The 15019-nt window shown below is 45.4% G+C and carries 11 protein-coding genes and 2 pseudogenes; 7 read left to right on the top strand and 6 right to left on the bottom strand.

Annotation, left to right across the window (positions count from 1 at the left end; genetic code table 11):
- Positions 1-127: 127 nt before the first annotated feature.
- On the bottom strand, positions 128-955 hold the full coding sequence (locus BCOA_RS20285; RefSeq protein ID WP_014095976.1) for an aminoglycoside N(3)-acetyltransferase: 828 nt from the start codon (positions 953-955) through the stop codon (positions 128-130).
- 106 nt (positions 956-1061) lie between these two features.
- On the opposite strand from BCOA_RS20285, the gene BCOA_RS20280 reads away from it, so the two are divergent.
- Positions 1062-2390, top strand: a complete 1329-nt coding sequence (locus tag BCOA_RS20280) for a polysaccharide biosynthesis protein (protein WP_014095975.1) — start codon at positions 1062-1064, stop codon at positions 2388-2390.
- A gap of 527 nt (positions 2391-2917) precedes the next feature.
- Here BCOA_RS20280 and BCOA_RS20275 read toward each other — a convergent pair.
- Complete coding sequence (locus BCOA_RS20275) at positions 2918-3343, bottom strand: universal stress protein (protein WP_014095974.1); 426 nt, start codon at positions 3341-3343, stop codon at positions 2918-2920.
- Positions 3344-3543: 200 nt separating this feature from the next.
- On the opposite strand from BCOA_RS20275, the gene BCOA_RS20270 reads away from it, so the two are divergent.
- The gene (locus BCOA_RS20270) at positions 3544-3750 is read left to right on the top strand and encodes a hypothetical protein (protein ID WP_014095973.1); all 207 of its coding nucleotides are present in this window, start codon (positions 3544-3546) and stop codon (positions 3748-3750) included.
- A gap of 326 nt (positions 3751-4076) precedes the next feature.
- Here BCOA_RS20270 and BCOA_RS20265 read toward each other — a convergent pair whose 3' ends face one another.
- From BCOA_RS20265 to BCOA_RS20250, 3 genes and pseudogenes are all read right to left on the bottom strand, one after another.
- Positions 4077-4604 (bottom strand): hypothetical protein, encoded by a 528-nt coding sequence (locus BCOA_RS20265; protein ID WP_014095972.1) that lies wholly within the window; start codon positions 4602-4604, stop codon positions 4077-4079.
- A 150-nt stretch (positions 4605-4754) separates the two neighbouring features.
- Positions 4755-5906, bottom strand: a complete 1152-nt coding sequence (yfkAB, locus tag BCOA_RS20260) for a radical SAM/CxCxxxxC motif protein YfkAB (protein ID WP_014095971.1) — start codon at positions 5904-5906, stop codon at positions 4755-4757.
- A 300-nt stretch (positions 5907-6206) separates the two neighbouring features.
- Positions 6207-8727 (bottom strand): annotated as a pseudogene (locus tag BCOA_RS20250) (tetratricopeptide repeat protein).
- A 224-nt stretch (positions 8728-8951) separates the two neighbouring features.
- Between BCOA_RS20250 and BCOA_RS20245 the strand changes: the two are divergent.
- The 5 genes and pseudogenes from BCOA_RS20245 (at position 8952) to BCOA_RS20220 (ending at position 14485) form a co-directional block, all read left to right on the top strand.
- Entirely contained in the window at positions 8952-10013 is a 1062-nt protein-coding gene (locus BCOA_RS20245; protein WP_014095969.1) for an NAD(P)-dependent alcohol dehydrogenase, read from the top strand.
- 332 nt (positions 10014-10345) lie between these two features.
- Positions 10346-11736, top strand: a pseudogene (locus BCOA_RS20240) (MFS transporter).
- A gap of 306 nt (positions 11737-12042) precedes the next feature.
- Positions 12043-13002 (top strand): LacI family DNA-binding transcriptional regulator, encoded by a 960-nt coding sequence (locus BCOA_RS20230; RefSeq protein WP_014095967.1) that lies wholly within the window; start codon positions 12043-12045, stop codon positions 13000-13002.
- Positions 13003-13134: 132 nt separating this feature from the next.
- Positions 13135-13677 carry an SIS domain-containing protein gene (locus BCOA_RS20225; RefSeq protein WP_014095966.1) on the top strand — a complete coding sequence of 181 codons (543 nt, stop codon included), beginning with the start codon at positions 13135-13137 and terminating at the stop codon, positions 13675-13677.
- A gap of 28 nt (positions 13678-13705) precedes the next feature.
- Positions 13706-14485, top strand: a complete 780-nt coding sequence (locus tag BCOA_RS20220) for a Cof-type HAD-IIB family hydrolase (protein ID WP_014095965.1) — start codon at positions 13706-13708, stop codon at positions 14483-14485.
- A gap of 308 nt (positions 14486-14793) precedes the next feature.
- On the opposite strand, the gene fbpA is transcribed toward BCOA_RS20220, so the two are convergent.
- On the bottom strand, positions 14794-14979 hold the full coding sequence (gene fbpA, locus BCOA_RS20215) for a Fur-regulated basic protein FbpA (RefSeq protein WP_014095964.1): 186 nt from the start codon (positions 14977-14979) through the stop codon (positions 14794-14796).
- Positions 14980-15019 lie beyond the last annotated feature (40 nt).

Genomic DNA, 15019 nt, shown 5'->3' with positions numbered 1-15019 from the left:
CATGCGAAATCACAAGCGGCCGAGGAAACGGGTGAATGAAGATATAGCAACCTGATGCTGGCGTATCAATAGCGGCAAGCCGGTCTGTTGTGCACGCTGGGATCCGCCCGAAAAGGAAATTAGAAAACTAGCGGTGCGCTTTTTCCGTATCCGTGTATAACTCATCCAAATATTGCGCGGTAAAGTCGACGAGCGCCCGCTGTTTGATAAGTTTTGACGGGGCAGCGCCGATAAAACCGGTTTTAACTTGATGGCTGCGTTCAAAGGCGCGGCCGATTTTATTGAATAAATCGGAGTTTTCCTCATAATCTTCGTATGATTGCCAGACCCTTTTTCCGTTTATTGTCATCGCGCAGCTCTGCGTACACCGTTTTGTATGCTTGGACCTGGATTCGCCGAGATGCATGGATGTATTGGCGTGGTAATCGACACCGAGCAGCAAAATACAGCCATCTCGGTCATAAATCTGGGCGAGCGGGGATTTTTCCCCGAACGGGAAGTCGAGCGAATGTCCGCTCAAAATTGATTTTGCTTCCCGTCCCCAAGCAGTAAACGAACAAGTTGGATGATGGCTTCTTAAAACCCCCGGAAACGTCCGAAAAAGCTCGGCAACCCGGCCCATGCCGTAAGTCGGCGTGACGGCGGGATCGAATGCAGGCATAGAGCGGCGGATTTCTTCCCACCAAGCTTCTGGAACGGGCGGGTTTTCCCAAAAGGCGGGGTCGGTATTATTCGCTGTTTGGGCCGGCATCACAATGGTGCCGCGCTCTGTTACCACTTCCATTAAAGCCAGAATGACGGCAACCTCTCCCCCGCAAACCCAGCCGAGCGCGCTTAAAGACGAGTGGACGATAACCACCATACCTTCTTTCAGCCCGAGCTTGCGAAAATCTGTCACTAATCTTTCTTTTGTTACGAGCATTTGTTTTTGACGAATCACGTTTTCTTCTGTCACAGGAGCGCCTCCCATCTCTGCTGATTTATTTGTAATGATTCTCCAGGCTTGCCTCATATCCTTTATTATTGAAAAAGTTTTTCTTGATAAGGAGAAGAGGAAGAACATGGCAGTGTTTTTTAAAGGGGCATTTATGCTGATTGGCGTTGCTTTCATCGGAGAGTGCATTGAATTTTTAACAAATATGGTACTTGCAAATGAACTCGGGGCGCACGGCATGGGGCTGTACATGTCTATTTTGCCGGCCATTTTTTTAATTGTCACCATCGCCAGCATGGAACTGCCCATCTCCATTTCAAAATTTGTTGCGGAAAAGGAAGAAAAATATCATCGTGATATGCTGCGGTTTACAATCCGGCTGGCATCTTTGTTTGTCCTGTTGCTCATGGCGGCAGTCGCATTGCTGCTGCCGGCGCTTCCAATTTTCCATCATTACCACCCGTATCTTCGCTGGCTGATCATTGCGCTTATCCCGATGATCGCCTTTTCCTCAATTGCGAGAGGTTATTTTATGGGTGTCCAGCAAATGGGGAAGATTGCTGCTGCCAACTTCCTGAGAAAAATGATGCAGCTTATCCTGCTTGTCTTGCTATTTCATTGGATGGAATTTGACGTGCAAATGTCGATTTTTATCGCGATATGCACACTTGTCGGTAGTGACTTGATTGTGCTGCTGTATCTTTTTCATATGTTTGTGCTGCAAATGCGGACGCTCAAGAAAAAAGAACAGGCTCCAATGGGGGGAAAGGAAATCAGAAGGAGCCTTCTTTCTGTTTCCTTGTCGACAACGGGCATGCGCGTATTTCATGCCGTCACAAATGCGATTGAACCATTTTTTATCAAATGGGTATTGCTTAAATCCGGGATGACGGAGGGGATGGCAAACGAACATTTCGGACTGGTGGCCGGCGTCGCTTTTACGATCGGATTTTTTCCGGCCTTTATTGCCCATTCCCTGTCCACCGTATTAATTCCGACTGTTTCGGAAGCTTATGCCAAAAGAGACGGCATAAAGCTGCAGAAACTGCTTCAGCAGGTGATGATGATGACGTTTCTTTACGGGCTTCCGGCTGTCATTGTCATTCAGGTGTTTTCCGTGCCGCTCACAACTTTGTTTTCCCATTCGGCTGCCGCCGCCGTTTATGTCCGTCTGTTATGGCCGTATTTTCTGTTTCACTATTTTGTCATTCCGATGCAGGCGTTTTTAATCGGCCTCGGCCTGGTCAGGGATGCCCTCGCGCATTTTATTTGGTCAACAATGGTTACGTACTGCCTCATTTATTATCTTGGCTCAAATCCCCAGTACCAAATGGCCGGCGTCATCATCGCTATGAATACGGGAACATTGCTTATCATGATGATGCACTATTTAACGATTTGTAAAAAAATTGAAATCTCCCTGATTCTCCGCAAATCAATGAAACATACTTTTTAACGGTAGATATACGGGTTCCGGCAGGCTTTTTGGATGTTTGTCCGGGTTTGTGAGGGTCCGCGGTAATTCTTGGAAGTTTGTGCAACATAACCCAGCTTGATCGTTTTATAAGGGGGGAACGAGAAAGAATCGAAATTTTTGATAGTAATTTCACATAGAACGGTTCTACGTTAAGGAACAGACGAAAAAATTGGTCAAAAGTTCACATAGAATGGTTCTACGTTAAGGAACAGACAAAAAATCCGGTCAAAAGTTCACATAGAGCGGTTCTACGTTAAGGAACGGACGAAAAATCCGGTCATAAGTTCACATAGAGTGGTTCTACGTTAAGGAACAATGCAAAAATCCGGCCATAAGTTCACATAGAGCAGTTCTACGTTAAGGAACAATGCGAAAATCCAACCATAAGTTCACGTAGGCACCGTTGGGGAATAAGTTTACGTAAAGGGCCTGTATGTAGAGAGGCACTTGCCCGGTTCAATTTCAAAAACCTGTCCGGTATTTCTGGACAGGTTTTTGAAACAGGACTATTTTATAATCAGTACCGGACATTTGGCGAGCTGGGTGACTTTCTGGCTGACGCTGCCAAGCATGAGCCCCTTCAGATTTCCGAGTCCTCTGCTTCCCATAATGATAAGCTGATAGTTTCCTTCTTCCGCCTTTCTGACAATCTGGGCAGCGGGATCGCCCGTTTCATAAAACTTCTCTATCTCAATTTCTTCCTCTTCAGCAAGAGCGGCGGCTTGGTCTAGCAAATCGTCCCCGTCCCTCTGCTGTTCAGAATAAAGGGTATCTATTGACGCATTTGGCATCCCCTCCGGAATAACCGGATTTTTCTCCACATGGATGACACCGATTTTTGTAAACCTTTCTTTTGCAAAATTCAGTGCGGATTTCAGTGCTTTTTCACTCATTTTTGAACCGTCTATTGCCACAAGAATACGATTAAACATAAAATCATCTCCATCGGCTTTCTTCTCATCAACCTTATCATATCATAAAAAATTGCAACAATTAACAGAGAATACGAGAAAAACACAAAATCTCTGCCCCTTGGGGTGGACAGGCACGGTTTATTTTTTGCATGTTCGTCGGATATTTTCTGTTTTTTTCGGAAAAATAAAGGGTATTGAACCATACGAGGTGATATGAAATGAACGAAAACAAAAAGAAATCGCAACGGAAAATGGACAACCCCGAACAATTTGCAACAGAAAACGAAGACATGCATGATAAATTTATGAGTGAACAAACAGTTGACCCGATCCCAATGGAAGACTTGCGAGAAGAAAAGCTTGAAGAAAAAACGGATCATGACAAAAAAACGACTTCTTCAAGCGAAAAAAAGTACAAACCGTAAACCTTGTAAGCAAAGCACCCGCGGGATGGCCGATAAAAACGGAATCCGAATCCCCGGGTGCTTCTAGTATGTTTTTCGCCAAGATTCGAGTGGGTACTGTCGCTGCAAACAATGGAACAGCGATGGATCTGTCTTGCCCGGAGCGGTAGGTTCTAGCCCTTGCAAAACCTTTGGACAAAGTTGTAAATAGTTCTACGCTGCCAATCTCATTTCTAAGTTCTAGCCCTTGCAAAGCCTTTGGGCAAATGCCAATGCAGGTTAGCCTGCTGGAAACCCGTCATAAGGAAACGGAACAGGCAGTTGCAGCACCTGTTCTGTTTATATGCTTACAGCCAGTTATTGTCATCCGATCCGCTATCCCATCCGCCAAAGTCATTGTCATCATTGGAACTGAAATCAGCCAGATCGAATCCGGCGTCTTGCTGGTCGTGGTCTCCATGATTTCCGTCGTCATGACCGTCATGGCCGTTGTCTTCAAAGTTGCTTAAAGTATCCTGGAGATGGTCAATCTCATCCTGTTGTAAAATATTTTGCTCTTCCAGTTCTTGCAACAGATCGTTGCCATCAAGATTTTGAAAATGCTCGAACTGGTCTAAACCGATTCTGCCCTGTTCCAGTAAATACGTCAGCAATGCACCTGTTGCCATCCCGCCGGCAAACATGCCAAACCGGCCGATTCCGGCATTACCCCCATCGTTCCATCCAGTTTGCTCCGGGTGCGGGTCATAGGCATCCCCATTGTAAATGCTTCTTCGCGGTTCAATGATTTGCGGGCGGTTCCGCTCGATCAAAGGACGGATGATTAAAAAATACACGAGCAAGATAATAATGATAATCCCGATAAACCAACCCAATTTTATTCCCTCCTGATCAAAAGTCATTTTATGCTACATCCAATCATCTTTGTTGCGTATTGTAACGCATTAGAATGAAAATAACCAGGATAAAAGTAGTTGAGATTACGAGAAAGCATGGGGCAGGCGCACCCCATGCTTCTGCCATTTTTAGCCCATCCTGGAAGAGGCGCCCTGCATGTCGATGACTGCTTTTCGTTGGGTAAAATCAATATTTTTATAGTAAGCATTTTTGACTAAAATGTTCGGTCCGAGACATTTGACTTGCGGGCAATGGCAATTCAGCGATTTTGCAATGGGTGTTTCGAGCCATTTTTCAAAGACGTCGGGCAGCCTGTCATGCTGGATATTGCCAAGCGGTGGTGTATCGCCAAAATCCGTGACAATCACATCACCCGTAAAAATATTGACATTCAGGCGGGAGCGGCCGTCCGGATCATTGCGGAGGGTCACATTTTTGCTTTCGTACAATCTTTTCAATAAGGCCTGGTCTTCTGGATTAGGGCTGCACGGATAAAATGGCAGCGTGCCAAACAGCATCCACACGCTTTCATCACGGATATCGAGCAAATGGTGGATGGCTTCTCGAATTTCATCCAAGCTGAGCACTTCAAGATCAGCAGCAAAATCGCTTGGGTACATTGGGTGAATTTCGTGCCTTGCACATTTCATTTCTTCGACAATTTGATGATGGATTTGTTCCATATAAGGCAATGTGCGCTTGTTTAACATCGTTTCCGCAGAAACCATCACGCCCATCTCCGACAAGGCGCGGCTGTTTTCCACGATACGCCTGAACAATTTTTCACCGTGCTGATCGCTTGGCTTGATCCGCATGTTGGCAAACCCGCCGTCAATATAATCACGGACAGTTCCCCAGTTGTGGGAAATGTGCAGCACATCGAGATAAGGCGCAATTTGCACATATTTTTCGAGTTTCATTGTTAAATTGGAATTGATTTGGGTGCGAATCCCTCTTTCATGCGCATATTGTAACAGCGGCAGAACGTAATTTTCAACAGATTTGGTTGACAGCATCGGCTCGCCGCCGGTAATGCTGATGCAGCGCAGTGTGCTGATTTCATCCAGCCGCCTGAGCAGCAGATCAAGCGGCAGCGCATCCGGATCTTTTGGCTGCAGCGTGTAACCGACCGCACAATGTTCACAGCGCATATTGCATAAAGTGGTCGTTGTGAATTCAATATTCGACAAAGTCAGTTTGCCGTGCGTCGTGATGTCCATGTATGCTTCCCACGGATCGTATTCAGGCGTAATGCTTCGTTGTGTTTCTTCTTTTAACATGTTTGTGCTCCTTTTTCAAAAAGTCAATCCGGGCGCCTGCTTTGCGCATGATTCCACCTCCAAACGGCAGGCCCCTCCTTTTTCTGCTTTTATCCTATATATGCCATGGTTCATTATAACATGCAGCCTGTTTCTTTTTTCGCAGATTCCATTTCCTGGGCTCCGGGTGTTTTTCGTAAAAAGTACGGTATGCTGCCTTCGCTAAAGCAGTGACGTCTGTGTTGAAAAGTTGCGCCGGCTGTTTGTCATTTTTCTCTGATGCAAGGCTCGTTATGGCACGGGCACCTAGACCGACGCCATTCATCCGTTTTGATATTGGATTTTTTTCTTTATAAACTGATTGAACTTTTCTGCTTCATCGCGGATACTGATGTTTTGTTCCCATGACGCAGCGAGATGAAGAGCTTCCTGACTGGAATAAAGGGCGTATGCCAAATCGCCTTTTTTGGCAAATAATCTGGCCATGCCGTAGTGATAGTACATTAACTCAATCGGGTTGGCTTTGTTTTTTTGATAAAGCATCTTTTCAAATGCCGCCGCCGCTTTTTCAAACTGCTGATTTTCCACGTATGCGATGCCGAGATTAAAATAGGCTTCAATCGTCTTTTCCCCGCCGTAAGAATGGCTGATTTGATTAGCAGCTTCATATGCACGGATGGCCTCTTTGTATTTTTTCCGTTCCAAATATAAATCGCCCTGGACTAATAAAACACGGTGCTTGATCATCGGGGTGGAGGGGACCGGAATGACTTTGCCGAGAATGGCCTCTGCCTGATCGGGGTCGCCCGATTTAAGAAGCACCCTTGATTTTAAGGCATGCCCCCAGACCATCAAGTCGCGGGTATCCTCATTGCCAGCATCCAGGCCGGATAGCCGCTTTAGCCCGGCATCAATTTGTGTGAGCGCCTCTTTCAGCTCATTCATTTCCATCAGCGCCCATCCAACCGTATCAATCCGAAAGAAAGCTTCGAGCATGCTTTTTCCCAGTGCAGCAGCAAAATCAGCTGCTTTTCGCCCGTATTCGACCCGTAAAGGCAGATTGACCCGGCTTAAAAAATGGCTGGTACGGACTACGAATTCAATCAATATTTCCTTTTCGTCTGATTGGCTGGCCCATTCCATTACCTTGCGAATGTTTGTCCATTCCTGCTTCAGATCATCGAGATCCCGGCCAAGCAGATAGCGCCAATAGAATATATTGGGCTGTTCCCGTTTTAAATGGGTATCCAAAAAATGGATATAATAGCGAGCCCATCGTTTTCGCGCCTCTTTTTCCAGCTGCCGGTTTTCCGACAAGTGCTGTTCACCGTAAGCAATCACGGTTTGATGCGCGGGGTAGCGCAATTTTCCGTCTGTCCGGTCAGGATGGATCAGCGCATAATTCCGCATTTGTTCAACTGCTGCATAAAAGCCCCTGGCATCTAATCCTGCCGCTGCGGCCCAGGCAGCTTCAACGGGCGGCTTTTCAAAAAAACAGAGCACCTGCCATAAACGGCGGGCTGCTTCATCGATGCGCTTCCATGTTCTCCCGAAAAGAAATTCAAATAACTCCAGTAATGAATACCCGGCGCTTTCGATTTCCTGAATGAGTTGTTCTGCCGGAATGCCGCCGTCGCTGATATAGGCAATACAGAGGGACAGCGCTTTTGGATTCCCGGCGGCCGCTTTGATCAGCTTTGCCTGCATCTCCGGTGTCAGATGCCGCAACTCTTCCTGGTTAGGTGCACTGCCGGTTTGCAAATGTTCGCGGATGACAAATGACAAATATGAAAGTGCCTCTTTTTCGTTTAATCCCTTTAACTTGACAATTGTGAAATTTTGAAAAGCGTCTTTATAATCTTGATTGTAGTTTTCACGGGAAGTCAGCATTGCTTTTACGCCTTGAGGGAGGTTGATAATGAATTCAAGCACCTCTTTTTCAGCGGCGTCCATACTATCCACAATAAGCAGTATCGGCTGTTCCCTGGAAAAAAAGCTGTAAAGCATGCCGCACTGCAAAACGTTTTTCCATGACGGGTTTATCGATTTGTTCTGTCAGTCCAAGCTGGTAAGCGATTGTATTTAAAAAATCATTGAAACTTAACCCTGTTAAATGGGTGCTGAACCAAATGATGCAGTGAAACGCGGGCCACTTATCAGAGACATTTGCCGCTTCTTCACCCGGTTCCCCTGCACAAGCATAAGCGGCTTCAAGGGCGAGCGTCGTTTTTCCCACGCCGGCCCACCCTGTAATGGAACAAACAGGCGAAGGGGAAAGAAGCCAGTGATAGATGGCTTGTAAATCTGATTTTCTACCAATAAAGCGCCCTGACCAGCGTGCGGGCAGGTTGTGCGCGGAAAATTTGTTTTTCTCTTCGCTTTCAAGCACAGCGGCGTTTCCAAACAGACGGGTGATGACCATATTGATTTCCTCAGGCGGGGGTGTACCGATTGTCCCGTTATCGTTCATCGTTTTTGCTTTTTTAAGGCAGGACGCCACCCATGCCGGCAATGCCGGTTCGATGACAGGGATGGAAGTGGTTTCCAGCAATTCCATGAACCACGTTACATTCATGCATCCTTTTTCAAGAATGAGCCAGATGATGCCGAACAGTTTGGCATCCTCGATCCGGCCCGGAATATACTTCGATCCCATTTGGCCGATCCAGCTTTTAACGGTGTTAGGGGATACACCTAGTTTGTATGCGATTTTTTCCATGTAAGATTGCCCGGTTTTGTTGCCGGCTTCTCTATTTGTCTTGTAATCCGGGTGCTGTTTTAAAGCTTTAACACCGGAAGATAGCAGACTGGAAAACTTTTTTTGGTTTTCAAGTTCGGCCAAAGCCTGCACCTCCTTTCCTATATTTTATCAATATAATAACCGATGTCTAAGATTTAAGCATAAAACATACAGTGCGGCTGTCCTTTTATACAGCAACAATAGCTGGTTCCCCTTTCATCCGTTTTGTATGATAAAAATAGTGAAAACAGAATATGCCAAAATGAATGCACTTTCATCACGGTATATTCCGGAAATCCAGTTTTTCAAAGAGAGGGACTTTGAAGATGACAAACCATATACCTGAAACAATGAAAGCAGCAGTGATGCACGGGACACGAAATATTTCGATTGAGACATTGCCTGTTCCGCAAATTGAAGAAAATGAAGTTTTAATTAAAGTCATGGCGGTCGGCATTTGCGGTTCGGATTTACATTATTACGAAACGGGCAGAATTGGAAAATATGTAGTGGACAAGCCGTTTATTCTCGGGCATGAATGTGCAGGGGAAATTGCAGCAGTTGGTTCAAAAGTCCGCCATTTTAAAGTAGGGGACAGAGTCGCTGTTGAGCCAAGTGTCACTTGCGGGCATTGTGAAGCATGTAAAGAAGGGCGTTACAATCTTTGCCCACATGTCCAATTTTTGGCAACCCCTCCTGTAGATGGTGCCTTTTGCCAATATATTAAAATGCGAGAAGACTTTGTGTTCGCCATTCCGGATGCGCTTTCTTATGAAGAGGCTTCTCTTGTTGAACCTTTTTCCGTTGGCATTCACGCAGCCACAAGAACAAAACTGCAACCGGGATCGACCGTAGCGATTATGGGAATGGGTCCGGTCGGTTTAATGGCTGTTGTGGCAGCGAGGGCCTTCGGAGCGTCGAACATTATTGTAACGGACTTGGAACCATTGCGGCTTAAAGCGGCGAAAGAAATGGGCGCCACCTATGCGATCAATATTCGCGAACAAGACCCTTACGAAGCGATTCAAGACATCACCAATGGCAAGGGTGTTGATGTTGCCTGGGAAACAGCAGGAAATCCGGCAGCGCTCCAATCAGCGCTTGCATCTGTACGCCGCGGCGGAAAGCTGGCCATTGTCGGTTTGCCGGCCCAAAATGAAATTCCGTTGAACGTTCCGTTTATCGCGGATAATGAAATTGATATATACGGTGTTTTCCGTTATGCGAATACGTATCCAAAAGGCATTAACTTTTTGGCTTCCGGCATCGCGGATGTAAAAAAACTGGTGACGGATCAATATGCCTTGGAAGATACTTATCAGGCGATGGAACGTGCACTGAATTTCAAGAACGAATGCCTGAAAGTCATGATTTATCCGAATAGCTGAACATTTATAACAAGAACGAGACATTCATATTTAGGAAAAAGGGCAGTATCATTCGTTCATTTTATAGAAAATGGTTGCAATCTACATGCGCGGGCTGGATTGGTTTCACCGGAAAAATAGGATCGAAATCATGATGGCCTGTATGATTTTTACACAAATAATAGAATGGAAATGAGGATGCGGGCCGGGATTGAAGCAAGGGGCGCCCGATGGATTCAATCCGGATCCGCGTCCATTTCCATCACCATTTGCATGCTTGGAGGAAAAACCGGCACAACATGTGCGTTTTCCTGCAGGCATTTAAATAAACGAATCATTGAAAACGCATACCTATGTTGGTTTCTGATAAAACAGTACGATTCAATACAGCGGAAAATAAAGGGGGCGCTTCCGGCGGCAGGTTGTCCTGGACGGAACGAATCGGTTACGGGCTCGGGGATATGTCTTATAATATCATTTTCCAGTTCGTAAACGCCTATCTGCTATTCTATTATACCGATGTGGACGGGATTTCACCTGCTATCATTGGCACTTTGTTCCTTGTTGTGCGCGTTTTGGATGCCGTTTTTGACCCGGTGATGGGCGCCATTATGGATAAGACAAAGAGCAGATGGGGGAAAGCCCGGCCGTACTTATTATGGGCGGCAGTTCCTCTTGCTTTGTTTACTTTTTTATGTTTTACAACGCCCCATTTTAGTGTGGCGGGCAACAGAATTTATGCATACGTGACCTATATTTTGCTCGGGATGTCATTCAGCATGCAGACGATACCGGTAAACAGCCTGACTGCAAGAATGACGGACAATTTACAGGAACGGACATTATTGACAACGATCAGGATGATTTTGGTCTATATCGGAATTCTTCTCTCCATATCTTGTGCAACACCGCTTGCCCAATATTTCGGCGGCGATGACCAGGCAAAAGGATTTCAACTCACGGCGCTTGTTTATGCGGCCGCAAGCTTTGCATTAAATTTGATCAGTTTCCTGACAGTGCGGGAGAGGGTCGCTATAAAACCAGAAAAAAACACGGTGTAAAGAAAACATTGGCCGTCTTGATCCGAAATAAACCTTTGCTCATCCTGGCTTCTTCTTTCCTGGCTTTTGCCGTCGGTTTTAACATTAAATTGACGACAATGGTTTACTACTTCACCTATAATGTCCACCGCAAAGATTTGGTGTTTATGGGGACGCTGTTATTTTTTGGTGCTGCGCTGATCAGCAATATCTTCATCCCCAGCCTGTCCAAAAAATGGGACAGGAAGAACGTCATGATGATTTCGGCAGCCCTTTCCCTGATTTCTTATGTCGGCTTGCAATTTACAGCATATTCCTCCATTCCACTGATTTTGTTTTTACTGTTTGTTTCCGGGTTTTTTACCACCCCGCTGAACACGCTCGCATGGGGGATGCTTGCGGATTGTGTGGACTATGCAGAGTGGAAAACGGGAATCCGCGCAGACGGTGTGGTGATTTCGAGTATGAGTTTTACCAATAAACTGGGTGTTGCGCTCGCCGGTTCGTTTTCAGCGTTCTTTTTAAACAAGGCCGGCTATGTTCCGAATGCAGCCCAGTCCGTTTCATCCCTTCAAGCGATTAAGGACATGAATGCAATCATCCCCGGCATTTTTATTCTGCTGTCTGTTTTGCTGATCAGCTTTTATCCTATTACAGAAAACAGATACAAGAAGATGATGAAAGAACTGGAGCAGAAAAGATGAAACCGTATGTATGGGGATTTTTGGAAGATCAAGGGGCCGGCCGAGATGCCGGTGCCCTTTTCTCCGGTAAAATGCGAGGGCTGCAGCAACCAGCCCTTTTTTGCATGTCCACATCTTCACCGGCGCTTTTCTGTTTCAACATCGAAACGGATTTTGCAAAAATAAAAATTGACATGAAATGCGTTTCATCATTTACACTATAACTACATAATAAATGAGCCTGCTGGCAGGGGCTTGGTTTGAACACTTCCATCCTAAAGCATGGATGCCTGCTGAAAAATCGCAAGTGTTTTAATAGGTGAGGTTATGACAAATATCAGAGACTTGGCGAAAATGGCCGGCGTGTCTGTGACGACCGTCTCCCGTGTGCTGAACAATCATCCGTATGTGAGTGAAGAAAAAAAGAACGCTGTTTTAAAAGCGGTGAAAGCGACCCGGTATCATAAAAACATCAATGCCGTCCATTTAAGTAAAGGGAAAACAAAATTGATCGGGGTCGTGTTGCCATTTACAGATCATCCTTATTTTGCCCTTTTATTGAAAGGGATCGCAAAGCAGGCGCTGGAGTATAACCATAAACTGCTTTTGTTTCAAACAGACTATATGGAAAGCAGGGAAACGGAAGCCTTACAAATGCTGCAACAAAAGCAAATTGACGGTTTAATCATTTGTTCGCGCGCCTGCAGTATGCGCAAAATTGAAGAATACTTGCCATTCGGGCCGATTGCGCTTTGTGAATGTGTAAAAGGCGGCGAAATATCGTCAACCTATATTGACCACTATAAAATTTTTATGGATGCACTGGAATTTTTGTACCGGAAAGGCCATACGAAAATCGGGTATTGCATCGGCAGGAAATCCGGCACCAACAGCCGGAATCGCGATAAAGCCTATTGGGATTTCCATGAAAAATACCATTTGCCGCACCATCCGGAATATATTTTTGACCAATGCTACGACTATGAGGATGGAGAAAGGGTTTTGAGCCGGGTAAAAGAAATGGACCCGCCTCCTTCGGCATTGCTTGTAACAAGCGACCAGGTTGCAGCGGGGATTGTCATCAGTTGCAACAAACAGCAAATTTCTATTCCGGATGAGTTGGCGATCATCGGATTTGACAATGAACCGATTGCCGGAATGCTGAATATTACAACGATAGATATTCCGCTTGTTGAAATGGGCCGGAACCTTGTCCACCAGGTTTTGACAAAGGAAATTAAAAACAAGGAAATCTCAGCAACACTCATTGAAAGAGGTACGGTATAGGGATATAGGCTGGGAAGTTTCGTCCTGCCGCGTGTAAAGCCCGGCCAACCTCAGCCTGCCAAAACAAAAACGGCGTCTGCAGCAGTGCCGCAAAAGGGATGCTTGTGCTTTATCAAACGGGGAGGGAGAAAAGTGAATATACTGGAAGATGCAAAGGCCATGGTTTTAGAACTGTATGCCAGTTTGTGCAGTAAAGTAGACGATCAACCATTAGAGCAGGTTGTAGAGGTGATTGGTCGGTCGAATCGTTTGTTTTTGGCAGGAACGGGCTGTTCGGAAATGATCCTCCGTGTCTTTGCCAACAGGCTGGTCCATTTGGGGTTCCGGGTTGGGATGATTGGCGACTTAATTTCCCCTGTTCCTAAAAAAGGGGATACCATCTTGTTCAGCTCAAAATCAGGAGAAAATCCCGTTTTATTGAATGCCGCCCGAAAAGCCAAGCTCCACGGTATAAACATTGTGGCCATCACGGCTTCTCCCGCATCAACCCTTGCAAAAATGGCGGATGTGACGGTCTTGTTGCCGGACGAATCGTCTGAATTTGAAAGCATAAAACAGGCCGGCCTCACCCCGGATAGAATCGGAACCTTATTTGAACTGCTGAGTTTTTTGATTTATGATGTCATTACAGCATCTTTAATGAAAAAACGGCATCCTGAAAATGAGTATGCTTGAAATAGAACGGGAAAGGATTATGAAGAATATGAAGCAACAAAGCGTGATTTTTTTTGATATCGACGGGACTTTGCTGACACATGAGAAGAAGCTGCCTGTCACAACCAAAAAAGCGATAGATAAGCTGAAAAGCGATGGCCATGTCACAGCCATTGCAACGGGCAGGGCCCCGTTTATGTTTGAAGATTTGCGGAAGGAACTCGGGATGGATACTTTTGTAAGTTATAACGGGCAATATGTTGTTATGAACGGAGAGGTATTGTTTAAAAATCCGTTAAACAGGCAATCGCTTGAAGAATTGACTGCATATGCCCTTTCCCACCAGCATCCGCTTGTCTACATGGACCATGAAGACATGAAGGCCAATGTGCCAAACCACGAGGATATTGAAAAAAGCATTACGTCTTTGAAAATTGGCCGGTTGCCTGCGTATGACCCGCATTATTATAAAGGGCGTGAATTGTACCAGGCGCTCCTGTTCTGTTCAGAAGGGGAAGAGAAACAGTATGAACAGGCGTTTCCGGATTTTGAATTTATTCGCTGGCATCCGCTTTCCGTCGATGTTTTGCCAAAAGGCGGGTCAAAAGCGAGAGGAATTGAAAAGATTGTTGAAAAATTGGGCTTTCCTCCAGAACGCCAATATGCATTTGGCGACGGGTTAAATGATATTAAAATGCTGTCCATGATTAAAAACAGTGTGGCAATGGGAAATGCGGAAGAAAAGGTAAAGGCTGCCGCCAAATACATTACAAAATCGGTGGAAGACATGGGCATTCCCCACGGTCTGCAAATTGTAGGGCTGTTATAACCTGTACAGAGCTAGCTGAATAAGCAAACTGCTTAGATTTGGCAAGGATGCTGACAGCTTTGGCAACCATTTAAATGCTAGTTTTACAACAAATCCGGTGAAAAGCTTGCACTCGTAAGCCAAATCAGATAAAATCACCCATTTCTGCAAAAGAATTCTGCTATATTTTGAGACAGAGCTTGCAGACAAACTCAGAATTGGATTCGTTCAGCAAGCCCTAAATAAAGGTGTCACGTTTACTGTGGCAGGAACGTCTATGCCGTTTTTGGGCATTTAAAAAAATACACAAAAAAGAAGCGCCGGCAAAACTATTCTCTTCCGGACGCTTCTTTTTCTTGGCTGATTTTGCTGAAGTATGCATATTCTGTTTCAAGTTCCGTCAATGTCAGGGTGAAAAGCTGCTTGTCATCTTCCTGATAGGCGCCAAGAGCAATCAGCTGTTCTATCAAATATTGCCGTTTTTTCTCTATCGCGTGCCGTAGAAAATTTTTCAAATGAGCATCCTCCCATTCTTTTGGAGCATGATTTAAAACT

Source organism: Heyndrickxia coagulans 36D1, from assembly GCF_000169195.2.
Classification (GTDB): domain Bacteria; phylum Bacillota; class Bacilli; order Bacillales; family Bacillaceae_C; genus Weizmannia; species Weizmannia faecalis.
Note: the sequence above shows the minus strand (reverse complement) of the source record. Positions and strands in the feature narration are given on the sequence as shown.